The 23,453-nt window shown below is 70.7% G+C and carries 19 protein-coding genes; 11 read left to right on the top strand and 8 right to left on the bottom strand.

Annotation, left to right across the window (positions count from 1 at the left end; genetic code table 11):
* Positions 1-5: 5 nt before the first annotated feature.
* Positions 6-3,623 carry an indolepyruvate ferredoxin oxidoreductase family protein gene (locus CHAN_RS06885; RefSeq protein ID WP_290287869.1) on the bottom strand — a complete coding sequence of 1,206 codons (3,618 nt, stop codon included), beginning with the start codon at positions 3,621-3,623 and terminating at the stop codon, positions 6-8.
* A 269-nt stretch (positions 3,624-3,892) separates the two neighbouring features.
* Between CHAN_RS06885 and CHAN_RS06890 the strand changes: the two genes are divergently transcribed.
* Entirely contained in the window at positions 3,893-4,420 is a 528-nt protein-coding gene (locus CHAN_RS06890; RefSeq protein WP_048743633.1) for an Lrp/AsnC family transcriptional regulator, read from the top strand.
* A gap of 62 nt (positions 4,421-4,482) precedes the next feature.
* Here CHAN_RS06890 and CHAN_RS06895 read toward each other — a convergent pair whose 3' ends face one another.
* The 4 genes from CHAN_RS06895 to acnA form a co-directional block, all read right to left on the bottom strand.
* A complete protein-coding gene (locus tag CHAN_RS06895) occupies positions 4,483-5,271 on the bottom strand; it encodes a glutamine amidotransferase (RefSeq protein ID WP_082144560.1) in 789 nt (262 codons plus the stop codon).
* Positions 5,272-5,280: 9 nt separating this feature from the next.
* Complete coding sequence (locus CHAN_RS06900; protein WP_290287878.1) at positions 5,281-6,024, bottom strand: glutamine amidotransferase; 744 nt, start codon at positions 6,022-6,024, stop codon at positions 5,281-5,283.
* 188 nt (positions 6,025-6,212) lie between these two features.
* Positions 6,213-6,779: a TetR/AcrR family transcriptional regulator gene (locus CHAN_RS06905; protein ID WP_048743632.1), complete on the bottom strand. Its 567-nt coding sequence runs from the start codon at positions 6,777-6,779 to the stop codon at positions 6,213-6,215.
* Positions 6,780-6,905: 126 nt separating this feature from the next.
* Positions 6,906-9,698 carry an aconitate hydratase AcnA gene (gene acnA / locus CHAN_RS06910; protein ID WP_290287882.1) on the bottom strand — a complete coding sequence of 931 codons (2,793 nt, stop codon included), beginning with the start codon at positions 9,696-9,698 and terminating at the stop codon, positions 6,906-6,908.
* Positions 9,699-9,984: 286 nt separating this feature from the next.
* Here acnA and CHAN_RS06915 point away from each other — a divergent pair, with 286 nt between their 5' ends.
* From CHAN_RS06915 to CHAN_RS06940, 6 genes are all read left to right on the top strand, one after another.
* Positions 9,985-10,485 (top strand): Rv1476 family membrane protein, encoded by a 501-nt coding sequence (locus tag CHAN_RS06915; RefSeq protein WP_048743627.1) that lies wholly within the window; start codon positions 9,985-9,987, stop codon positions 10,483-10,485.
* A gap of 469 nt (positions 10,486-10,954) precedes the next feature.
* Positions 10,955-12,595 carry an NlpC/P60 family protein gene (locus CHAN_RS06920; RefSeq protein WP_377748510.1) on the top strand — a complete coding sequence of 547 codons (1,641 nt, stop codon included), beginning with the start codon at positions 10,955-10,957 and terminating at the stop codon, positions 12,593-12,595.
* A 94-nt stretch (positions 12,596-12,689) separates the two neighbouring features.
* Complete coding sequence (locus CHAN_RS06925) at positions 12,690-13,619, top strand: AAA family ATPase (protein ID WP_290293393.1); 930 nt, start codon at positions 12,690-12,692, stop codon at positions 13,617-13,619.
* Positions 13,616-14,560: a DUF58 domain-containing protein gene (locus CHAN_RS06930; RefSeq protein WP_290287891.1), complete on the top strand. Its 945-nt coding sequence runs from the start codon at positions 13,616-13,618 to the stop codon at positions 14,558-14,560. Before CHAN_RS06925 ends, CHAN_RS06930 begins: the two co-directional genes overlap by 4 nt.
* Complete coding sequence (locus CHAN_RS06935) at positions 14,557-15,534, top strand: VWA domain-containing protein (protein ID WP_290287893.1); 978 nt, start codon at positions 14,557-14,559, stop codon at positions 15,532-15,534. The genes CHAN_RS06930 and CHAN_RS06935 overlap by 4 nt, the downstream gene beginning before the upstream one ends.
* Positions 15,535-15,656: 122 nt before the next feature.
* Complete coding sequence (locus CHAN_RS06940) at positions 15,657-16,748, top strand: ferrochelatase (protein WP_048743617.1); 1,092 nt, start codon at positions 15,657-15,659, stop codon at positions 16,746-16,748.
* Here CHAN_RS06940 and CHAN_RS06945 read toward each other — a convergent pair.
* Positions 16,733-17,593, bottom strand: a complete 861-nt coding sequence (locus CHAN_RS06945) for an Rv1486c family protein (protein WP_290287898.1) — start codon at positions 17,591-17,593, stop codon at positions 16,733-16,735. The two genes, CHAN_RS06940 and CHAN_RS06945, sit on opposite strands and share 16 nt — an antisense overlap.
* A gap of 69 nt (positions 17,594-17,662) precedes the next feature.
* On the opposite strand from CHAN_RS06945, the gene CHAN_RS06950 reads away from it, so the two are divergent.
* The 4 genes from CHAN_RS06950 (at position 17,663) to CHAN_RS06965 (ending at position 21,835) form a co-directional block, all read left to right on the top strand.
* Positions 17,663-18,511 carry a DUF3097 domain-containing protein gene (locus tag CHAN_RS06950; protein ID WP_290287901.1) on the top strand — a complete coding sequence of 283 codons (849 nt, stop codon included), beginning with the start codon at positions 17,663-17,665 and terminating at the stop codon, positions 18,509-18,511.
* A gap of 115 nt (positions 18,512-18,626) precedes the next feature.
* A complete protein-coding gene (locus CHAN_RS06955; RefSeq protein ID WP_048743614.1) occupies positions 18,627-19,064 on the top strand; it encodes an NfeD family protein in 438 nt (145 codons plus the stop codon).
* Between the two features lie 4 nt (positions 19,065-19,068).
* Entirely contained in the window at positions 19,069-20,571 is a 1,503-nt protein-coding gene (locus tag CHAN_RS06960; RefSeq protein ID WP_290287905.1) for an SPFH domain-containing protein, read from the top strand.
* Between the two features lie 202 nt (positions 20,572-20,773).
* Positions 20,774-21,835, top strand: a complete 1,062-nt coding sequence (locus CHAN_RS06965) for a glutathione S-transferase family protein (protein WP_377748511.1) — start codon at positions 20,774-20,776, stop codon at positions 21,833-21,835.
* Between the two features lie 82 nt (positions 21,836-21,917).
* Here CHAN_RS06965 and CHAN_RS06970 read toward each other — a convergent pair whose 3' ends face one another.
* Both CHAN_RS06970 and CHAN_RS06975 read right to left on the bottom strand, forming a co-directional pair.
* Positions 21,918-22,490: a hypothetical protein gene (locus tag CHAN_RS06970; protein ID WP_048743613.1), complete on the bottom strand. Its 573-nt coding sequence runs from the start codon at positions 22,488-22,490 to the stop codon at positions 21,918-21,920.
* 9 nt (positions 22,491-22,499) lie between these two features.
* Entirely contained in the window at positions 22,500-23,189 is a 690-nt protein-coding gene (locus tag CHAN_RS06975; protein ID WP_048743612.1) for a TVP38/TMEM64 family protein, read from the bottom strand.
* Positions 23,190-23,453: the final 264 nt, after the last annotated feature.

A 23,453-nucleotide genomic window follows, 5' to 3' on the forward strand; every position in this document is an offset into this window, starting at 1 on the left:
CGGGGTCACTTCGGGACGGTCATGCCCAGCGCCTCGATCAGCGGCCGGGCCGAGCGCTCCTTGACGTCTTCGTACCCGCGCACCACGTCGGCCAGCGCCGCGAGGGCGGTGGCGTCGGACAGCAGCTTCTGCTTTGCGACGTCATCCGCCCCGCCGTTCATCTCCGCCGCGTAGCCGAGCAGGCGGGTGCGGTAGGCGTCGCGCAGCTCACGCTCGAAGCGTCGGCTGCGCATCCGCCCGAAGGGGTCGAGCGCGGTGCCGCGCAGGTGCTTGGCCTTGGTCAGGGCACGCAGTGCCGGACGGGCGGCCTTGCCCATGCGGATCTTGCTGTCCCAACCCAGGGCACGCAGCACCGGCGGGTGCAGGAGGATCTTGACGTCCGCATCCGCGCCGTATTCCCCGGCGACGTCCTCCAGGAATCCGGTGTCCAGGGCCAGTCGGGCGACCTCGTACTCGTCCTTGTAGGCGGTGAGCTTGTGCAGGCCAAAGGACGCCGCGCGCAGCAGGGCGGTGCTGCGCGGGGCCACCGAGCGCTCGGCGCCGGCCAGCACGGCGAGGTCGTCGACGTAGCCGAGGGCGTCGGACTCGTCGCCCCACTCCTTCAGCTCGGCCACGCGCAGCGCGATCGAATCGCGCAGGTCGGCGGGCAGCTCGACGGGCAGGCCGCCCTCGATGCCGGTGCCCAGCTTCTCGTCCACCAGGCGCTTCGCCCAGGCGGGGGCCGCTGCGGCGCCCGAGGCTTCGGCGCGGCCGGACACCGCCGCGGAGCCCTTCTTCAGCAGGGCGGCGATGGCCTCCGGCGCGGCGACGAGCTGGCGGCCGCGGCGGAACGCCTGGATGTTGGCGTCCACGGCGATGCCGTTGCTGCGCAGCGCGCGCTCGACGGCCTCCGGGGAGACGGGCAGCGACCCGGACTGCACGGCGGCGCCGAGCAGCAGGGTGGTCTGGACGGTGGCGTCGCCGAAGATGCCCAGGGCGACGGCGGCGGCGTCGGTGGTAACGGCGCGGGCGGCGGAGCGCCCGATGGCCCCGGCCAACGCCACGCCATCGGGACGCTCGGCCTTGACGTCGGTGCACATGACGCCCGTCGGCGACGACGTCGACGACACCACGGCGGTGGTGCGGCGGGGATTGATCACGCCCAGGTTGGCCGGGTCGGCCGAGGTCAGCCCGTCACAGGCGAGCAGCAGGTCGGCTGCGCCGGCGGGGACGAGCCCCGACTGTTCCAGGGCGCCGTCGGTGATGCGCACGTCGGAGACCACGGCGCCGCCCTTCTGGGCCAGGCCGGTCATGTCGACGCCGCGCACGTGGCGGCCGTCCTCGCGGGCCGCGGCGGCGATGACGGCGGCCAGCATGACCACGCCGGTGCCGCCGACGCCGGTGACTCGGACGTTCCAGCTGCGGCCGGGACCGATGTGGGCGGGCGGGGGCGCGGGCAGGTCGGCGTCGTCAAGCGGGGCCACCCGGGCCCCGGCACCCGCCGGGCCCGAGGTCTTCTTCGCGTCCGGGTCGACGGTGACCTCGGTGAAGGCCGGGCAATCGCCCTGGATGCACGAGTAATCGAGGTTGCAGGTGGTCTGGTCGATGCGCGTCTTGCGGCCGAACTCGGTGTCGACCGGCTGGACGGACAGGCAGCCGGACTTCTCGCCGCAGTCGCCGCAGCCCTCGCAGATGCGCTCGTTGATGACGATGCGCTTCGTCGGCATGGGCGCCTTGCCGCGCTTGCGGGCGCGGCGCAGCTCGGTCGCGCAGGACTGGTCGTGCACCAGCACCGTGACGCCGGATTCCGCGGCGAGCTCGCGCTGGACGTCGGCGAGGTCGGCGCGGTCGCGGATCTCCACGGCGCGCGCCCCGACGCGGGTGCGCAGGGTGCCGCCGAGCTCCTTGCGGGTTCGGGCGACGTCGTCGGTGGTCACCACGATGCGGCCGACGCCCTCGGCGCGCAGCAGCTCCAGGATCCCCGCCAGCGGCATCTGGCCGACCGGGTCCTGGCCGCCGGTCATCGCCACGGTGCCGTTGTGCAGCAGCTTCAGCGTCACGTCGACGCCCGAGGCCACCAGCGCGCGCACGGCCAGCGAACCGGAGTGGAAGAAGGTGCCGTCGCCGAGGTTCTGCACCAGGTGGCGCTCGCGGACGAACGGGCTCATGCCGATCCAGTGCGCGCCCTCGCCGCCCATCTGGGTGGTGCCGGTGACGTCGCCGACGCGGTTTTCATCCATCAGCAGGACCATCGCGTGGCAGCCGATGCCGGCGCCGACCAGGCTGTCGCCGGTGACGCGCGTCGAGGCGTTGTGCGGGCAACCCGAGCAGAAGTGCGGCGTGCGGGCGGGCACGGACAGCGGCAGCGACCGGCGGCGGATCGGCTCGGCGACGGGGGCGTCGTAGGAGATGCCCAGGCGGTCGAGCACCGGCGGCAGCGCCGCGGCGGGGTCGCGCGCCGGCTCCAGGCGCGGGCGGCGGTCGGTTTCGTACAGCGCCGCCTGGACGGACTCCAGCAGGAAGGTGCCCTTGTCCTCGACCACGATGATCGAGTCCAGGCCGGTGGCGAAGTCCTCGATCTGCTCGGGATCCAGCGGCCAGGTCATGCCCAGGCGCAGCACGCGGACGCCCTCGGGGGAGCCGAGGGTGCGCAGCGCCTCCTCGACGGCCAGCGCGGGGGCGCCGGCGCAGACGATGCCGAGGCGATCATTTTCGCCCACGTGCAGGAATCGGTTGAGGCCGCGGTCGCGGGCGTAGGCGCGGGCGCGGTCCAGGCGGACTCCGACGCGCGACGCCTCCAGTTCGTGGAGGGTGGGACCGAGGGTGCGCGCCGAGGGAGAATGACCGTCGGCGGGCGGGGCGGGGGCGACCGGCGGGCCGTCGAGGGTCACGGTCGCGGAGCCGTCGGCCACCGCGGCGGTGACGCGCAGGGCCGTCCACAGGCCGGACTCGCGGGACATCCACGCGGCGTGGATGCCCAGCTTGACCACCTCGGCGGCGTCGGCGGGGACCAGCACCGGCATGCCGATGTCGGCGAGCAGCCGCTCGGACGACGACGGGACCGTCGAGGACTTGGCGAAGGGATCGTCGCCCACGATGGCGACCGCGCCGCCCGTGGGCGAGGTGCCCGACAGGTTGGCGTGGCGCAGCGCGTCGACCGAACGATCGAGGCCCGGGGCCTTGCCGTACCAGTAGCCGACCACGCCGTCGACGCCCTCGCGCAGCGTGCCCCCGCCGGCGGCGAGCTGGGAACCGGAGACGGAGGTGGCGCCCAGCTCCTCGTTGACGGCCGGCAGGTGCACGACGTCCAGGGCGTCGAGCAGGTCCTTGCGGCGCGCGAGCTCGAGGTCGTAACCGCCCAGGGGCGAGCCCTCGTAGCCGGAAATGAAGGACGCGGTCTTCAGGCCGCGGGCGCGGTCCGCGAGCGCCCGGTCGCGCACGGTGCGCACCAGGGCCTGGATGCCGGTCAGGTGGACGGTTCCCTTGTCCGCGGTGAGCCGCTCGGCGACGATGTCGCGTCGGGCGGCTCCGGGCCGCGCGGTGTCGTCTGCGGGGCGGGCCGGAGCGGTCGTGGTGGTGCCGCCGGCAGCGCGGTCCCGATTCGGGTCGTCGGATCGGGACGTGGGAGGGAGCATCGTGGTCATGGGGATCACCTGTCGTCCTTCGCCCGCGGGGTTGCGCGGGGTCGTCGTCGTGCCCGCCGACCTTGTGGGCCGCGGGAAGTGCCACTGGGTATGTGGTGTCCATCACGCTAGAGTGTGACGCAGAACATAGTCACGGGTGCTCAACGAAATCGGTACCAGGTGGGCAGTCGGCGCATGTTCTCCCGCTCGCACCTGAGCAACTGGCCCATTTTCCGCGCGATCCACCAGATATGCGGTCATAAGGGCTTGACGACGAAAGGATCCGACCGATGGCAGATTCACCCGCAGGTGGCGGTTCGCCGGGCGCCGCCCGGAAGACGCCCGCGAAACCGCTGGACAAACTCGACGTGGACCTGCTCCGGCTCGTCGTCGCGGAGCCGAGGGCGGGAGTGCGCGAATACGCCCGCAGATTGGGCATCGCCAGAGGCACGGCGCAATCGCGGCTGGACAAGCTCGTCGACGCGGGCGTCATCCCGGACTTCGCTCCCGCCCTCGATCCGGCGGCCATGGGGTATCCCCTCAACGCCGACGTGCATCTGACGCTGCGGCAGGCGGACCTGGACACCGTCGTGGCCCGCATCGCGGAGATCCCGTTCATCCTCCGCGCGGACTCGGTCGCCGGCACCGAGGACCTGGCCTGCCGCCTGGCCGCCCGCGATCACGCGCACCTGGAGGAGATCTTCTCGGCGATCATCGCCATTGACGGGGTGGAGCGGATGCGCTCGGAAATCGTGCTGCGGCGGCGCATCCCGCACCGCATCCTCCCGCTGCTCGGGGATCTGCGGCGGCGCGTCTGACGGGGGCCGGTCAGATCCCCGTCAGCCGGCCGGCCGCCCCGGTCGACCCCGTGAAGCTCCGGTCAGCCCCGGTGCCCGGAGTGCAGCCGCGTGAAGTTCCGCAGAACCTGCGCCGACCGGGCGACGTCGAACCGTCGCGCGTCGGCGACGGCGCGGTCGTTGCCCCCGGGTTGGTAGTACCCGTGGCCCGCGTAGATGCGAAGGCGCTGCTCGAACGCGTCTGCGTCGAGCTCCGGATGGAACTGGGAGGCGTAGGCGTTGCGGCCGAGCCGGAACATCTGCACCGGGCACGCGGCACCCGTGGCCAGCAGCGTCGCGCCCGCCGGCAGTTCCTCTATGGCCTCCTTGTGGCCGACCATCGCGTGGAAGCGCTCCGGCAGCCCCTCGAGCACGGGGTCGGCCGCCCCTTCGGGGGTGACGGACACCTCCACGACGGCGGCTTCCTCGCCGTGCTTGCGCGACACCCGGCCCCGGCCGACCGTGCCCAGCAGGCCAACGCCGTAGCATGCGCCGAAGAAGGGGAAGCCCGTCTCCAGCACCTCGGCCAGATGATCGCGGAACCACGCCTCGACTTCGAGCTGCACCGCCGACTTCATTTCGTCCGACGCGTTGTACGGACCGCCGCCCACGATCACGCCGCCGTAGCGCGACAGATCCAGGTCCCGCGGACGCCGCCGTTCAAGGCGCACCTGGTGCAGCATCGCCGGCGCGAGACCCGCCGCGCGGGCGAAGGACAGCTGCTCGGCGTGCGCAGCGGCGTCCTCCGCGCGCGTCGACAGCAGCAGAAAGGGCTTCGCGGCGGCGGGAGGGTGCTGGGCCGCCGGGGCAACTCCGGCGGGAGAGGGGGTCATGAGCACAGGTTATCGCCCTGACCTCGACGAACAGTAATCCATGAACGAGTGCAGGATCTGCTCCGCGGGGCCCAGATCCGTGGCCCGGACGATGCCCGAAATCTCCTCGACCTCCTCGGGCTTGAAGTAGCCCGCGTCCATGTAGAAGCCCATGCGCCGGATGATGCCCTCGGCGTCCATCTCAGGGTGGAACTGCGTCACCCACGTCGACCGGTTCGCGCGGTACGCCTGCACCGGGCAGGTCGGGCCGGTGGCCAACAGCACGGCGCCGTCCGGCAGCTCCGCGACGGACTCCTTGTGCCCGGTCAACCCCTTGAATGACTTTCGGAGCGTGCCGACGATCGGGTCGTCCGCCGCGGCGTCGGTCAGGTTCACCTCGCTGACCCCCACCCGCTCGGGGTGGGAGCGGTCCACGCGGCCGCCGCCGGCGAAGGCCGCGAAGCTGTTGCCGTAGCACAGCATCAACGTGGGGATGGGGGAGACCAGCAACTCGTAGAGCTGATCGTGAACGTGCTTCTGCAGCTCCGTGTGCACCAGATCGGTGACGTTGAAGGGGCTGCCGCCGACGAAGACGCCGTCGTAGCCGGCCAGATCCGGCAGCACGTCGGAGGTGGACGTGATCGGGTGGTGCACCAGGCGGTCCTGCGGCAGTCGGGTGCCCCGCAGGAAGTCCTCGTACTCCGCCACCGCGACGTCGTCGCCGTCGCGCAGCGCCACCAGCAGGAAACGCCCGCCCTCTCGTCCACCGTTCATGAATAGACAGCTTAGTCCAGTGGTGTTTCCGGTGGTTAATCGGGAGCCCGCGGCCGAACCCGGGGACCGGCGTCGTCGCAAAGCAAAGCGGGCCCGACCCGTTCCCGGAAACGACGGAGCCCGCCCCCGCGCGATGCGGGGACGGGCTGCGTGCGTGGAACCGAAGAGCGAAGCGCCCTACGCCGGGGCTACCGCTGCCGGCGGACGGATTCCTCGATCAGATCGAGGACCTCGTCCATACCCTCGGTCGACCGGCCCGTGGCCACCCGCGTGATGATGCCGTCGAGCATGAGCTCCAACAGCAGCCGCAGGGCCTCGGGGGAGTAATCGTCGCGGAGCGAACCCGACTTCGCGCTGTCGCGCAAACGCGACTGCACCGCACCGTCGAGGTGCTCCTGATGCTCCAGCCACCGACGCCGGAACTCGGCATCGGTGCGCAGGCGCCCGACGATCTCCAACCGGGTGCCCAACCACTCGTGCTGGTCCGGATGGGCGACGACGTCGCGCATCACCTCGACCAGCCCCGACGTGGCGGTCACCTCGGCCATCCGGTCGGCATCCTCCTCGGCCAAAGCGAGGAAAAGGCCTTCCTTGGAACCGAAATGGTGGAAGATCGCGCCCCGGGACTTGCCCGTGGCGGCCTCCAACCGGGAAACGGTCGCCCCGTCATAGCCGAACTCCGCGAAACAACGGCGCGCGCCCACCAGGATCTCGCTCCTGCGGGAAGCGCGGGCCTCGTCACTGACTCTCGGCATCTGGGGCCACCTGCATTCCTCTCCGATCAAGCACGCGGGGCCGGGACGGACGGCGGAAACACCGACCGGCCCGGCCCCGGTGCCCGATCAAAGGCGGGTCACCCCCTCCGGAGGGAGGGGAAGCGACTAGCCGTTGATCATGTTGCGGAGCACGTACTGCAGGATGCCGCCGTGGCGGTAGTACTCGGCCTCACCGGGGGTGTCGATGCGGACGACCGCGTCGAACTCGACGGCCTCGCCGCCGTCCTTGGTGGCGACGACCTTGACCGTCTTCGGCGTGGTGCCCTCGTTGAGCTCCTCGATGCCGGTGATGTCGAAGGTCTCCGTGCCATCCAGGCCCAGGGACTTCCAGGACTCGCCCTCCGGGAACTGCAGCGGGATGACGCCCATGCCGATCAGGTTCGAGCGGTGGATGCGCTCGAAGGACTCGGCGATGACGGCCTTGACGCCCAGCAGCAGGGTGCCCTTGGCGGCCCAGTCGCGGGACGAACCGGTGCCGTACTCCTTGCCGCCCATGACCACCAGCGGGGTGCGGGCGGCCTTGTAGTTCTGCGCGGCGTCGTAGATGAACGACTGGGGGCCACCCTCCTGGGTGAAGTCGCGGGTGTAGCCGCCGGTCACGCCGTCCAGAAGCTGGTTCTGCAGGCGGATGTTGGCGAACGTGCCGCGGACCATGACCTCGTGGTTGCCGCGGCGGGCGCCCAGCGAGTTGTAGTCCTTGCGCTCGACGCCCATGGAGTCGAGGTACTGCGCGGCCGGGGTGCCCGGCTTGATGGAGGAGGCGGGGGAGATGTGGTCGGTGGTGACCGAGTCGCCCAGCGCCGCCAGGACGCGGGCGCCCTTGACGTCGGAAACCGGCTGCGGCTCCATCTCCATCTCGTCGAAGTACGGCGCCTTGCGGATGTAGGAGGACTTGTCGTCCCACGCGAAGGTCTTGCCCTCGGGGGTCGGCAGGTTCTGCCAGCGCTCGTCGCCCGCGAAGACGTCGGCGTAGTCCTCGTCGTACAGCTCGGAGGTGATGCACTCCTCGATGACGGACTCGATCTCCTCGGTGGAGGGCCAGATGTCCTTGAGGAAGACGTCGTTGCCGTCCTGGTCCTTGCCCAGGGACTCGGTCTCGAAGTCGAAGTCCATGGTGCCGGCGATCGCGTAGGCGATGACCAGGATCGGGGACGCCAGGTAGTTCATCTTGACGTCCGGGTTGATGCGGCCCTCGAAGTTGCGGTTGCCCGAGAGCACCGCGGTGGCGGCGAGGTCGGCCTCGTTGATCGCCTCGGAGATCTCCTGCGGCAGCGGGCCGGAGTTGCCGATGCAGGTGGTGCAGCCGTAGCCGACGAGGTAGAAGCCCATGGCCTCCAGGGCCGGCCACAGGCCCGCCTTCTCGTAGTAGCCGGTGACGACCTGCGAGCCCGGGGCCATCGAGGTCTTGACCCACGGGGCCGACTTCAGGCCCTTGTCCGCGGCGTTGCGCGCCAGGAGGGCGGCGCCGACCATGACGGACGGGTTCGAGGTGTTGGTGCAGGACGTGATCGAGGCGATGGAGACCATGCCGTGATCGAGGACCATGTCCTTGCCGTTGTAGTTGACCTTGATCGGGTTGGACGGGCGGCCCGCCGAACCCAGGGCCAGGTTGGGGACGCTGGCGTCGTCGGTGAAGGACAGCTCGGCGCCGCCCTTGCCGGCGTTGCCGCCCTCGGCCACGTAGTCCTGGACGTCGCCGTCGCCGGAGCCGTTGGTGTAGTTGTGCAGGTCCTTGCGGAACTGCTCCTTCGAGGAGGACAGCTCGATGCGGTCCTGCGGGCGCTTCGGGCCGGCGATCGACGGGACGACCGTCGACAGGTCCAGCTCGAGGTACTCGGAGTACTCGGCCTCCGGGGTGTTCTCGTCCAGCCACATGCCCTGGGCCTTGGCGTAGGCCTCGACCAGCGCGACGGACTCCTCGGAGCGGCCGGTCAGGCGCAGGTACTTGGTGGTCTCGTCGTCGATCGGGAAGATCGCGGCGGTGGAGCCGAACTCCGGCGACATGTTGCCGATGGTGGCGCGGTTGGCCAGGGGCAGCTTGGAGACGCCGGCGCCGTAGAATTCGACGAACTTGCCGACGACGCCGTGCTGGCGGAGCATGTCCGTGATGGTCAGGACGACGTCGGTCGCGGTGACGCCGGCCGGGGTGTCGCCGGTCAGCTTGAAGCCGACGACGCGCGGGATCAGCATGGAGATCGGCTGGCCCAGCATGGCGGCCTCGGCCTCGATGCCGCCGACGCCCCAGCCCAGGATGCCCAGGCCGTTCTGCATGGTGGTGTGCGAGTCGGTGCCGACGCAGGTGTCCGGGTAGGCGACGCCGTCGTTGTCGAAGACGGTGCGGGCCAGGTACTCGATGTTGACCTGGTGGACGATGCCGGTTCCCGGGGGAACGACGCGGAAGTTCGAGAAGGCGCCGGTGCCCCAGCGCAGGAAGCGGTAGCGCTCGTCGTTGCGCTGGTACTCGATCTCGACGTTCTTCTCGAGGGCGTCCTCGTTGCCGAAGGCCTCGATGATGACGGAGTGGTCGATGACCATCTCGGCCGGGTTCAGCGGGTTGACCTTGTCCGGGTCGCCGCCGAGGGTCTTCACGGCCTCGCGCATGGTGGCGAGGTCGACGACGCAGGCGACGCCGGTGAAGTCCTGCATGATCACGCGGGCCGGGGTGAACTGGATCTCGATGGACGGCTCAGCCGACGCATCCCAGTTCGCGACCGCGTTGATGTGCTCCTCGGTGATGTTCGCGCCGTCCTCGTTGCGCAGCAGGTTCTCGCCGAGAACCTTGAGGGCGTAAGGAAGCTTCTCCATGCCGGGCACGGCGTCGAGGCGGAAGTAGTCGTAGGACTTCCCGCCGACCTCGAGGGTGCTCTTGGCGTTGAAGGAGTTCTTGCTTTCAGTCACAGTCTGCTCCAATTCTTTGCTCGTGGGGTGCGCGCCTCGGACCCTGCACACGAGTGGGCCCTGGTGGCACTTGGCGCGAACGCGTCGCGTGGGGCACCGTTTGCGCATGTGGATCATGCGGTGCGCCGCGGTCCGGCTCGACCTCCCCCAAGAATAACAGTACGGGCGTTCTGTTGCACCCACCCGGACACGGCGCGCCGGGGCCCTTGCCCGAATTCACCCCCTCGGGACGGCATGATGGTGGGGTACGCGGGGGACCAGACGACCGGGAGGAAACGCCGAGGCCATGAACGAAGGCACACCGATGTACGTGGAGAACCTCGATCCGGAGACGGTCGTCCAGGCTCTGCGGGAGGATTCGATCGTCACGGCCAACGAGGATCTGGAGGCCGTGCTGCGCCCCATCGTCGATTCGGCGGCGGCCAGGGGAGTGGAGGACCTGAAGATCGTCGTCGTCGACCGCGACCCGATGGGGACGACGGACCTGCGCAACTTCGCCAACGAGATCGTCGCCGCGGACGGCGGCACCGTCATCGTGCGCGCCCCGTTCTCCGTTGCGGCATCGTCGGACCAGATCCCGCGCGCGGCCCTGGAGCTCGCCGGCCACGAGATGATGGAGTACCCGAAGAAGTACCCGGAGGGCTTCGAGGCCTTCGTCGACACCGCGGGTTCGTTCACCGTGCCGTTCTTCAACCTGAGCCTCGCCGTGGGCGGCGGGATCGTCCTCGTTTTCGCGGTCCTCATCATCTTCTGGTGGATCCGCTCCCATCGGCCGAAGCGCGGCTGAGCACCGGCGGTTCGCCGCCCGCGACCGCCACGGGATAACGGTCGCGTAAACCCCTGACCGCATAGTTAATGCGATATACCTTTGCCTGCGCAAACGCGGAAATCAAGCCCTCTACCTTGACACCAGGCAAGCCTGAATACTTGCTTTTCGACGCTGCCGCGACCCGACACACGCCATTTTCGCTGTTTGTGACCAATATCACACACTTCGAACACATGGCGGAATTGGCTGCACATCACCCGTAACGAAACGGTCACGAGCCAAGGTCTCCGCGTTTCACCTGTGACTCATGTGTCCTCGGGGAGCGATGTGTCGTAGCGTGCAAATTGTTACCTGGGTTGTCTCTGTGGCCTCCCGGGACGCGCACCGCCGGGAGTGGCGTCGGTTCCGGCCGGCATCCGATTCGGGCAATGGGGAAGTTGCCTCCGAATCCCCGCCCCGGCCCATTTCGCATAGCAAGGAGTCGAAGGTGGCAGTCAGCCGGACATCCCGGAACCGCCTCGGGTGGATCCGCCCCATTGCCGGAGCCTTGATCGTCGGCCTCATGGTCGTGTTCGCGCCCGCCGTTTCGGCGCAGCCGGCCGGCGGTGGCACGCATGCCGAGTCGGGCACGGACGCCCTTCTGCAGAAGCTCGTCCGCGAGGTCGCGGATCGCGAGCGCCGCGTCTCCGACCTCGAGACGAAGATGGGCGGTCTCCGCGAGGACGCCAACCGCGCTTTCGCCGATCTCCAGATCGCGCGGGATGAAGCCAAGCGGCTCGGCGGCGAGGCGGAGAAGGCGAAGAAGACGTTCGGGGACACCCGCGACGATCTCCGCGGGGCGCAGGGCACCTTCGACGAGGTCGCCCGCGCCGCCATGCGCCAGGGCCACTCGCTGCCCTCCGCGCTCAACGGGGCCGGCGACGCCGCCGAGGTGCTCGACCGTTCCTCCACCCTGCGCCGCGAGGCGGACAAGCAGGGCGCGGTCGTCAATGACCTGGATCGCGCGCGCACCAAGGCCGCCAACGCGGAGTCCTCCCTGCGGCAGGCCCGGACGAAGGCCGAGAAGTCCGCGGTGGAGGCCGAACGCCTGCACGGCGAAGCCGACCGCGTGTACAAGGAGGCCGAGCGCCTGCTCGGCGACGAACGCGTCGCATACGCCGCCGCCGTCATCCAGCGCGACGCCGCCCGCGCGGCCCTCGATGCCGCCCGCCGCGCACTCGACGCCTACGCCCGATCGGGTGATTCCAACGGTGGGCGGACCGAGGATCAGGTGGTCCGCGAGGCCGCCGACGGCGCCCGCGACGGCGTGATCGAGGGCGGCGGAAACGATGCCGCCTCCGATGCCGCCGATGCTGCGGAATCGAACGGGTCCGGCGACGCTGGGGCCGCCGCCACGGGCACGCCGCAGACGCGCGGCGGGAACCGGACGAACGCTCCTTCGGCCACGACCACGCAGGACGCACCGTCGGAGGACTCCTCCGAATCGCCGTCCGCGCAATCGACTCCGTCCGACCCGACGACCACGCGGTCGGCGCGGCCCGATGCCCGGACGGGCGGCTCCTGGTTCGGGGACGGCGGGTCGTCGCAAAGCAATCCCGGCGCCACCGGCGACGGCGACGCGACCGAGGGGACCGGCGGCAACGCCACGACGGTCCAGACCGCGCCGCCCGCCAATCCGGAATCGCCGACGCCGAGCGCCGGTGACCGCTCCGCGAAGATCGAAACGGTCATCTCCCGCGCGATGGCGCAGGTCGGCGTGCCCTACGCCTGGGGCGGCGGCGACGCCAACGGCCCGACCAAGGGAATTCGCGACGGCGGCAACGCCGACGCGCACGGCGACTACGACAAGGTCGGCTTCGACTGCTCCGGCCTGACGCTGTACGCCTACGCCGGCATCGGCATCAGCCTGCCGCACTATACCGGCTACCAGTACCAGCGCGGCACCCACCACCCCGCCTCGGACATGCAGCGCGGCGACCTGATCTTCTACGGGCCCAACGGGCACGGCCACGTGGCCATCTACCTGGGCAACGGCCAGATGATCGAGGCCCCGCAGTCCGGTTCGAACGTCCGCGTCACCGCCGTGCGGTACAACGGGATGACCCCCAACGTCGTGCGCCTCGTCTAATCTGCGGGGAGGACCGCACCCGACCCCAGGAGAAGACGACGTGACCGACACCCCGGAGACCCACGCCCCGGATCTGCGCAGGGTCCTCTCCGAGATGAGCCAGGTCGTCGTTGGCCAAGGCCACCTCTGCCGGCAGCTGGTCGTGGCCATGCTCTCCGGGGGCCACGTGCTGTTGGAAGGCGTGCCCGGCGTGGCGAAGACCCTGGCCGTGTCCACGTTCGCCACCGTCATCGGCGGCAGCTTCTCGCGCATCCAGTTCACCCCTGACCTGGTGCCCTCCGACATCGTGGGCACGCGGGTGTTCCGCCAGGACACCGGCGAATTCATCACCGAGCCCGGGCCGGTCATGGCCAACGTCGTGCTTGCCGACGAGATCAACCGCGCTCCCGCGAAAGTCCAGTCGGCGCTGCTGGAGGTCATGGCGGAGCACCAGGTGTCCATCGCCGGCGTTTCCCGCCCCGTGCCCGAGCCCTTCCTGGTGCTGGCGACGCAGAACCCCATCGAGAACCAGGGCGTCTACCCGCTGCCGGAGGCGCAGCGCGACCGTTTCCTGTTCAAGGTCGTCGTCGACTACCCGACTCCCTCCGAGGAGCGCGAGATCGTCTACCGCATGGGTTCGACGCCGCCGACGGCGAGGCGCATCCTCGACCCCGAGACCGTGCGCGGCCTGCAGAGGCGGACCCGCGAGGTGTTCGTCCACCATTCGCTCATCGATTACGTGGTCGCCGTCATCGAGCTGACCCGCAATCCCGCACGGGCGAACCTGGACGACGTGGGGCGGTGGCTGGCCTACGGGGCCTCGCCCCGCGCGACGCTCGGCACCGTCACCGCCGCGAGGGCGACGGCTCTGCTCAAGGGCCGCGACTACGTGACCCCCGCCGACGTCGTCGAGGTGCTCCCGGACGTGCTGCGGCACCGTCTCGTCCTGTCCTACGAGGGGCTCGCCGACGAGGTGACCCCCGAGGCGATCATCGACCGGGTCCTGGCGCGGGTGCACCTGCCCGAGGTGGGCGCCGGGGCATGAGCGGCGGGGACCCCGCCACGGGGGAGACGGGCATCGACCGCGACCTCGGCCGGGTGCTGCGGCACCTGGAGCTGACGGTCACGCGGCGGCTCGACGGGCTGCTGCGCGGCGCCTTCGCATCCGCCTCGACCGGTCCCGGCACCGATCCCGATTCGGCGCGCGAATACGTGGTCGGCGATGACGTCCGGTTCATGGACTGGTCCGTCACCGCGCGCACCGGAGTCGCCCACGTGCGCGACCCGGAGGCCGAGCGCGAGTTGGAGTCGTGGATCGCCGCCGAGGCGTCCCCGCGCCTGACGACGGGCTTCGGGCCCACGACGAAACGCCACCTGCTCACCGCCGCCACCGCCGCGGTCGCCCTTTTGGCGGACAACCCGGGCGATCGCACGGGTTTGATCGCCGACGGGACGTTGATCCCGCCGGGGCAGGGTCGGGCGCACGCCATGCGCCTGATCTCCCATGCGGCGCGCCACGTCGGCGGTTCCGGCCTGGCCGCGGACCTGGGCACGCTGCCCTCGCGGGCGCCGCAGGCCGGTCTGGTCACGGTCATCTCCGACTTCCTCGGCCCCGTCGATTGGGCCGACGCCCTGCGGGTGGCGGGCACTCGCACCGACGTGCTGGCGATCCGGCTGATCGACCCGGCCGACGAGGCGCTGCCGGGCGACGGTCCCGTGCGCCTGTCCGATCCGGTCTCCGGCGAGATGCTCGAAGTCGACATCGACGACGACATCAGGAGGCGATACGAGGCCGCGGCCCGCGAGCATTCCCGGAAGGTCACCGCGGCACTGCGATCGTCCCGGGCGCGGATCGTCGAACTGCGCACGGACCGCGATTGGGTGCTCGATTTCGCCCGCCAGATGGCTCCCGGCCGGTTGTCCCCGGCGTCGGGTCCGCCGCGCACGGTCGCCATGGGGCGAGGCGGGATCGGGGGCGGCCGATGATCGGGGCATTCGCGCATCCCTGGTGGTTGCTTGGCCTGCTGGTGCCCGCGGCCGCGGCGGCGGCGTACGTCATCATTGAAAAGCGGAAGCGCCGGCGGTCGATCGCATTCGGCAACTTCAGCGTCGTCGCCGACGTCTCCGGGCCGGGGCGCCCGTGGCTGCGACATGCGCCGGTCGTGGCGCTGCTCACCGCGGTGGCGGTGCTCGCCATCGCGCTGGCGGGGCCGTTGGCCGAAACGAAGGTGGCGCGGAACCGGGCGACGATCATGCTCGTCGTCGACGTGTCCTTCTCGATGTCCGCGACGGATGTCCAGCCGGACCGCTTGACGACGGCGAAGAAGGCCGGCAAGGAATTCCTCGATTCGCTGCCCGACGACCTCAACGTCGGCCTGGTCACCTTCGCCGGCCGCGCGCAGACGCCGGTCATGCCCACGACCGACCACGACACCGTCGCCCGCGCCCTCGAGGGCGCCCGCCTGGACAGCGCGACGGCCACCGGCGACGCCATCGCCGCGGCGCAATCGGCCATCGTCCAATTCGGCGAGCAGGTCCGGGGCCCCGAAGGTCCGCCCCCGGCCGCGGTCGTCCTGCTTTCCGACGGCAAGCAGACCATCCCCGCGGAACTGGACGATCCGCGCGGCGCCTACACCGCCGCCGACGAGGCCGCGAAGATCGGGCTGCCCATCCACACGATTTCCTTCGGCACCCGCGATGGGGCCATCACCTCCGGCGGCCAGACGGTGTTGGTGCCCAACGACGACGAATCCCTCATGGAGATCGCCAGGCGCACCGGCGGAGAGTTCCACGCGGCGTCGAGCCTGGACGAATTGCGGGGCGTCTACGGCGAACTCACCGACGAAATCGGCTACGAGCTGCGCCGGTCCGAGAACCCGCGGCCGTGGATGATCGGGGCGTTCGCCCTGCTCCTCGCATCCGCCGCAGCCTCCCTGTTCCTGGGCCGCCGCATCCCCTGAATCGTCCGGCGATCGCCCCGATTCCCGGCCGGCCGCGGTGACGCGGGTCGTCGCAAAGCGGCGCCGCGCGTCTTAGGGTCCCCTCGCTCGACGGGTGCACCCATCCGATTAAGCTGGCCCCCATGAGTGATGCCCCGCTTGACCGCCCCTTCGACGCGATTCTGGTCCTGTCCTTCGGCGGACCGGAGAAGAAGGAGGACGTCCGACCCTTCCTGGAGAACGTCACCCGCGGCAGGGGCATCCCCCCGGAGCGGCTCGACGAGGTCGGCGAGCACTATTACCACTTCGGCGGCCGGTCGCCGCTCAACGACCTCAACCGCGAGATCATCGCGAACCTGGAAAAGAAGCTCGCCGAGCACGGCATCGACCTGCCCGTCTACTTCGGCAACCGCAACTGGCACCCGATGGTGGAGGACACCGTCGAGCGGATGGCGCGCGATGGCGTCACGCGCGCGCTGGTGTTCGCCACGTCGGCGTGGGCCGGGTACTCGGGCTGCCGCCAGTACCACGAGGACATCGCCCGCGCGCAGGAGCACCTCGCATCGAAGCCGGAGCTGGGCTCCATCGAGATGGAGAAGCTGCGCGGCTTCCACGACCACCCGCTGATGATCGGCGAGTTCGCCCGCGCGGTGGAGGAGGCGCGGGCCAAACTGCCCGCCGAGCGCCGCGACGGTGCCCGCCTGGTGTTCACCGCCCACTCCATCCCGAACTCCGCCGACGACGCCTCGGGGCCGGCGTCGCTGGGCGGGAACCTCTACTCGCGCCAGGTCAACGAAGCCGCCGGCCTGATCGCAGAGCAGGTCGGCGCCGGCGAATACGACGTCGTCTGGCAGTCGCGCTCCGGCCCGCCGCAGGTCCCGTGGCTCGAACCCGACGTCGTCGACCACATCGAGGCGATCTGGGACGACGGCGTCGACGCGGCGATCGTGTGCCCCGTCGGGTTCATCTCCGACCACATCGAGGTCGTCTGGGACCTGGATTCGGAGCTCCAGGACGAGATGGACGCCCACGACATCATCATCGAGCGGGCCGCCACGCCGGGGCCGACGGAGGCGTTCTCCGAGATGATCGTCGAGCTGATCCGGGAGCGCACCGAAGGCGCCGAACCGCGCCGCCTGGGCCGCGAACCGCTGCTCGGCTCGGCCTGCGACGGCAAGCCCTGCGCCGTCGACTGCTGCAGCCCGGCCAAGCGGCCGTCTCACGCCCCCGCGTAATCGGCGGCCCACTCCCGCACCGCGTGGTCGACGGCGGCGACGCGGGCCGCGCGGATGTCGCGCCACAGGGGGATCAGGTGCGGGTCATGCGCCGCGCCGGCGCCGGGTACGTCGGAGCGGCCGACGGTGAGGATCGCCGCCAGCCGGTCCGCCCGCGCCAACAGGCCGCCGGCGCGCCGCGGCAATTCGGCCGGCAACTCGGCGAGGTCGAAGTGGTCCGTCAGCGTGCCCACCATCAGGCGCGGATCGGGGGCGTCGACGCCGAGGCGCGCCGCCGGGCCCGATGCGGCGATGTTCGCCGCCGCCCGCCGGGTCGCGTCGGCCAGCATCAGATCGGCTTCGCCGGGGGACAGGTGCGCGGGCTCCGGCAGGTGGCCCTCCACCGTCCACCACATCCAGCGCACGCCACCGCCGCCGGGCAGCCGGTCGGGCACGAGGACGTGGCGCCAACCCGGGGTGGCGTCCGCCAGGACGATGGCGGCGCCGGCGCGGGAGGCGGCATCGTAAAGCTCGGTGCCCGCCGGCAGCATCGGCGCCTCGCCGGGCCCCGACAGCACCAGCCGTACCGGGGGCTCGGCGTCGCGGGCCCACGCGCCTCCCTCGGTCACCGCGCGGACCAGGCGCAGCAGAGCGGCGCGGTCGATCGGGCCGTCCGCGTCGACGACGTCGGGCACCGTCGCATCGATCAGCTCCGCGGTATGCGGGCCACCGACGGCGTCGAGCGCGTCGAGCAGGTGATCATAGGAGACGTGCCCCGTCACCCACGCGCCCAGCCACAGGGCGGTGTGCTGGACGGGGGTCCACACCTGATCCACGCGCACGCGGTCCACCGGAGGTCGTTCCATGGCACGACACCGTAGCCGACGCCGCCGCCTGCCCGGAATCGGCGGCGCGGTCGGCTACCCTGGATCGCCATGAGCTTCCACGATCCCTACGCTTCGCAGGACGTTTTCGGCGGTGCCCGCGGCCATGCCCGCCGCCGGGCGATGGTGGCGCCGGAGGTGCCGGCCGAGGAGGGGCTCGTGGTGGAGTCGGCGGTCGACGGGTACGTTGGCGCGGTGGTCGGGTTCGAGAAGCTGCAGGATGCCGATTGCGTGAAGCTGGAGGACCGGCGCGGGAAGGTGCGGCTGTTCCGCATGTCGCCCAGCGCGTTCCTCGTCGACGGGCGGCGGGTCACCCTGACGCGGCCCGCGCCGAAGAAGGCCGATCCGCGGCTGGACAGGTCGGCGTCGGGTTCGCGGCGCGTGGCCGGCGTGGAGGCGAAGGTCGCCCTGCCGAGCCGGATCTGGGTGGAGGGCATCCACGACGCCGCCATCGTCGAGCGCGTGTGGGGCCATGACCTGCGCGTCGAGGGCTTCGTCGTCGAGCATCTCGAGGGCCTGGACAACCTCGGGGCGCGGCTCGCCGAGTTCGGGCCCGGGCCCGGCCGCCGCGTCGGCGTGCTGGCCGACCACCTCGTCGAAGGATCGAAGGAGTCCCGGATGACGCAGCGGGTCGGCCCGCACGTCCTGGTCACCGGCCATCCGTACATCGACGTCTGGCAGGCGGTGAAGCCCTCCGCGGTCGGCATCCCTGCCTGGCCCGAGGTGCCCTACGGCGAGGATTGGAAGACCGGCGTCTGCGACCGCCTCGGCTGGGGTGACCCGCGGGACGGCTGGCGCCGCGTCTACGGTGCCGTGAACTCATTCCGCGACCTCGAGCCGGCGCTCATCGGCGCCGTCGAACGGCTCGTCGACTTCGTCACGGAACCCCACCTCAGCTGATTTTCGGCCCACATCCGCGGTGCCCCGGGACTTTCGCTTGACGACGCCCGCGCGGGCGTCGTCAAGCGAAATTTTTTTCGACTCCCCGGTCCGCCGTCTTCTGTAGGCTGGCCACGTGGCTTCGATCATTTGGTTTGGACTGAGCATCTTGCTCGTCTTCCTCGAACTTCTCGTCGGCGACCTGTCGATGCTGATGGTCGCGGGAGGCGCGCTGGCCGCCGCCGGGGTATCGCTGGCGGACACCCCGTTGTGGGTGGACATCACCGTTTTCGCCGTGACCAGCGTCGGCCTCATCGGCCTGGTGCGGCCAGTGCTGCGCCGGAAAATGTTCGCCGGCGCGGATCCGGACGCGGTGGAGTCCAACCCCCGGCAACTCACCGGGCGCACCGGGTCCGTCGAGGAAGCGGTCGACGACCACGCCGGAATGATCAGGGTCGCCGGCGAACTGTGGTCGGCGCGCGCATTGGTGCCCGGCGTGAGATTCTCACCCGGGGACCGCGTCACGGTGGTCAGCATCGACGGCAACACGGCCGTCGTGGATAAGGAGGTGTAAGCCCATGGCGGCAATCATTTTCTCGGTCGTACTCGTCTTGCTCGTGCTGGTGTTCGTGAGCAAGGCGATAATCCTCGTGCCGCAGGGCGAGGCGGCCGTCATCGAGCGGCTCGGGCGGTACACCCGGACCCTGTCCGGCGGGCTGGCGTTCGTCATCCCGTTCATCGATCGAGTGCGCGAAAAGGTGGACACCCGCGAGCGGATGGTGACGTTCCCGCCGCAGGCGGTGATCACCGAGGACAACCTGACCGTCGCCATCGACACCGTGGTGACCTTCCAGGTCAACGACCCCGCCCGCGCCATCTACGGCGTCGCCGACTACATCTTCGGCATCGAGCAGATCACCACCGCCACGCTGCGCGACGTCGTCGGCGGCCTGACGCTGGAAGAGACGCTGACGTCCCGCGACTACATCAACCGCCGCCTGCGCGGCGAGCTGGACGAGGCCACCGCCAAGTGGGGCCTGCGCATCGCCCGCGTCGAGCTGAAGGCCATCGAGCCGCCGCCGTCCATCCAGCAGTCGATGGAGAAGCAGATGAAGGCGGACCGCGAGAAGCGCGCGATGATCCTCACCGCGGAAGGCACCCGCGAGGCGGACATCAAGACCGCCGAGGGCCGCAAGCAGGCGCAGATCCTCGCCGCGGAGGGCAACAAGCACGCCGCCATCCTCGCCGCGGAAGGCGAGCGGCAGGCGACGATCCTGCGCGCCGAAGGCGACCGCGCCGCCCGTTACCTGGAGGCCCAGGGCGAGGCGCGCGCCATCCAGAAGGTCAACGCGGCCGTGAAGGCGTCGCAGCTGACGCCGGAGCTGCTTGCGTGGCAGTACCTGGAGAAGCTGCCGGAGCTGGCCAACAACGAGGGCAACACCGTCTGGATGGTGCCGTCGCAGTTCGGCGACTCGCTGGAGAGCTTCGCCCGCGCCTTCGGCAAGGCCGACGAGAACGGCGTGTTCCGCTACGAGCCGCCGGCCGTCACCCCCGAGGCCCGCGAGGAAGCCGACCGGGACAAGGACGAGGACTGGTTCGACATGTCCTCGAACCCGGAGATCGCCCGTGCCGTCGCGGCGGCCAACGAGGTCGCCAACCGTCCGGTGGAGGATCCCGCGCTGGCGGCGCAGTCGAAGCGCAAGTCGGTGGAAGAGGCGGCCCAGGAGTCGCCGATCACCCGTGAGAATGGCGGAAATGGCGCCCATGCGGGCCGTGGCGGGTCCGCCGAGCGGGGTCTGCCCGCCGGAGACCCGCGCGGTGCGGGCGCCGATGCCGGCTTCGGCCAGTACCCGGGAACGCAGGCCGGGGCGCAGCCGGGCCAGCCCGCCGCACATCCGACCGATTACCGTTCGGAGCCCGGTCACCCCGGACATGCCGGTCAGCAGGGCCCGGGCCAGGCGGGTCCTGCGGGCGGCTACGGGAAGCCGAGTGGTCGCCGTGACCTCGGACGCCCCGGACAGCCGGGTGGGCCGGATGATTCCGATCCGACCGGCATGGGCGGGCAAACCTGGCGCCCCTGATCGCTCTGGCGCACCATTCCCGCGCCGGGACCGTTGACTTCACGCCGGCGCTCCGGTTCCGCACCGGGACCGGAGATGGGTGAGGGCGGCGATCGATCTTCGGATCGGTCGCCGCCTTTTCCGTTGCGGCGGCCCATATCACCGCGATCGGAATTCCGCTCAACCCTTGCCGCTTGTTGACATGTCATCTAGGGTGTACGGCATGAGCGCACAGGCGAACGGCGACGGCAAGGACGGCAAGGACTCGAACGACACCGGAAACACCACGAACCCCCACGACACCCCGGGCGTCTACGTGGACAAGGGCAAGAGCTTCAAGCGCGACATGCGCTACATCACCACGCGCATCACGGTCGACGGGGAGGACGGCTACCCGGTCGAGCCGAACCGCTACCGACTCATCGCGGCACAGGCCTGCCCGTGGGCGAACCGGGCGATCATCGTCCGCCGCCTCCTCGGCCTGGAGGACGTCATCTCGATGGGGCTGGCGGGCCCGGTGCACGATCCGCGGTCGTGGACTTTCGACCTCGACCCCGACGGCGTCGATCCCGTGCTGGGCATCGAGCGCCTGCAGGAGGCCTACTTCACGCGCGAGCCGGGCTACCCGCGCGGCATCACGGTCCCGGCGATGGTCGACGAGCGCGACGGCGCGGTGGTCACCAACGACTTCGACCAGATCACCCGGGATTTCGCGTCGCAGTGGAAGCAGTTCCACCGCGAGGGCGCGCCGGACCTGTGGCCGGCGGAGCACCGCGACGAGATGGAGGAGGTCATGCAGCGGATCTTCACCGAGATCAACAACGGCGTCTACCGCTGCGGTTTCGCGGGCTCGCAGGAGTCCTACGACGCCGCCTACGACCGGCTGTGGACCGCCATGGACTGGCTGGAGGAGCGCCTCGCCGACCGCCGCTACCTGATGGGCGACACGATCACCGAGGCCGACGTCCGCCTGTTCACCACGCTGGCGCGTTTCGACGCCGTCTACCACGGCCACTTCAAGTGCAATCGGCAAAAGCTCTCGGAGATGCCGGTGCTGTGGGCCTACGCCCGCGACCTCTACCAGACGCCGGGCTTCGGCGAGACCATCGACTTCGACCAGATCAAGGCCCACTATTACGTGGTGCACGAGGACATCAATCCGACGCAGATCATCCCGAAGGGCCCGTCGGAGGACGTCTGGCTGACCCCGCACGGCCGCGAGGAACTCGGCGGCCGCCCGTTCGGCGACGGGACGGCCCCGGACCCGCTCCGGCCCCTGAAGTAGGTCCCGGACGACTGCTTGCGCACGACTGCTTGCGCAAAACTGCTTGACGACGGCCCGCCGCCGCAAACTCCCGTGCCCGCGATCAGTCCCGCGCGGCACGTTCCAGGAGGTGGACGGCCAGCGACCAACCGGCTTCCTCGGCATGCCAGCCGGCGGCCTGCAGCCGCTGGTTGATGGCCTGCTTGCTCACGCCGAGCTCGGCGGCGGCCTCCACCTGCGTCCACCCCGCGCGCACGAGGTTCGTCGCCTCGCGGCCCTCGGGGGATCTGCGGGAGATGACGTGGTGGAGCAGGGTGAAGGCGGCGGCGATGTCGTCGGAAAGCTCCTTGCCGCCGGGATCGCCGGTGCGGATGCGGACGCGCACCGTGCCGGCGCGCCCGCCCTTGCCCAGAACGCCCGCAGCGGCGACGTCCGCGGCATCGGCGTCGCCGGCCGGGGACACGCCGATGCCGACCGACCAGTCGCCGGCGGCGAGCAGCGCGAGCGTCAGCGTCGTCGTGGCGACCGCGTCGCGCGGCCGGGCCGTGAGCTCCTCGACGCCCGACGGGACCACCTTGCCCACGCCATCGAGCCGCGACAGCGCGGCCCCCGAGGCCCGCACGTGCTCGGCACGGCGGGTGGAGCGGCCCCGGTAACGGGCGTGTACGGAGAACATGCCCCGAGTCTATCCCCGTGACTTGACGGAATCGACGACCGGCGTCCGCGCGTCGAGGACCAATCCGGCCAGACCCACGCAGAGCAGCAGCGCGGTCACTCCGAGGATGCGGTAGTCCATTCCGCCGGTCAACGCGTCGCCGAACAGGACCGTCGCGATGGTGCCGGGGGCGGAGCCGATGATGGTCGCCAGGAAGAACGGCAGCGGCCGGATCGACGACAGCGCGCACGCGTAGTTCAGCGGCGCGAACGGCACCGCGGCGATCATGCGCAGCGAGGCGACGGCCAGCCAGCCCCGCCGCTCCAGGCGGCGGTCGACGTCCATGAGCCGGCGGTGCCGCACCAGGAAGCCGCGCGCCCAGTCGCGGGCGAAATGCCTGACGACGACCAGCGACACGATCGCCGACGTCCCCGTCGCGACCAGCGCCATCGCGATCCCCGGCAGCGCGCCGAACAGAATGCCCGACGACAGCGTGAAGACGGTGCGCGGGATCGGAAGCTGCGTGAACCCCACGTACGCCAGGAAGAAGACGGCGGGGAACCACGCGCCCGTCGCGTCGGCCCATCCGCGGATGGCGTCGATGGTCGGCACGTCGACGACGAAGAGCACCGCCACGGCGGCCGCGGCGAGCGCCAACAGCACCAGCGGCCGGGCCGTTCGCGGGCGGTCCGCGCGGGGGCGGGGAGCGGTTCCTGACACCCGGATGAGGTTACCCCCGTTCGCGGCGCACCCCACCCCGGCACACCGGACACGGGGCGAAACGGACGTCGCAAAGCCCGTTCGTGTCGGGTCCGGGCAGAAAAGCCGCACGGCTTCCGGCATTCCGGGGGTGGGAGCCGAGACCCGGTCGAAGCTGTTGCAGGAGCCTAATTACTATTGACACGGTGACCGGTTCCGAGCGGGTGAACGGTGCTGCAGAGCACCGGGAATCCGTCCCGGCCGGTTTACGTGAACACGCAAACG

The organism is Corynebacterium hansenii, assembly GCF_030408795.1.
GTDB lineage: Bacteria > Actinomycetota > Actinomycetes > Mycobacteriales > Mycobacteriaceae > Corynebacterium > Corynebacterium hansenii.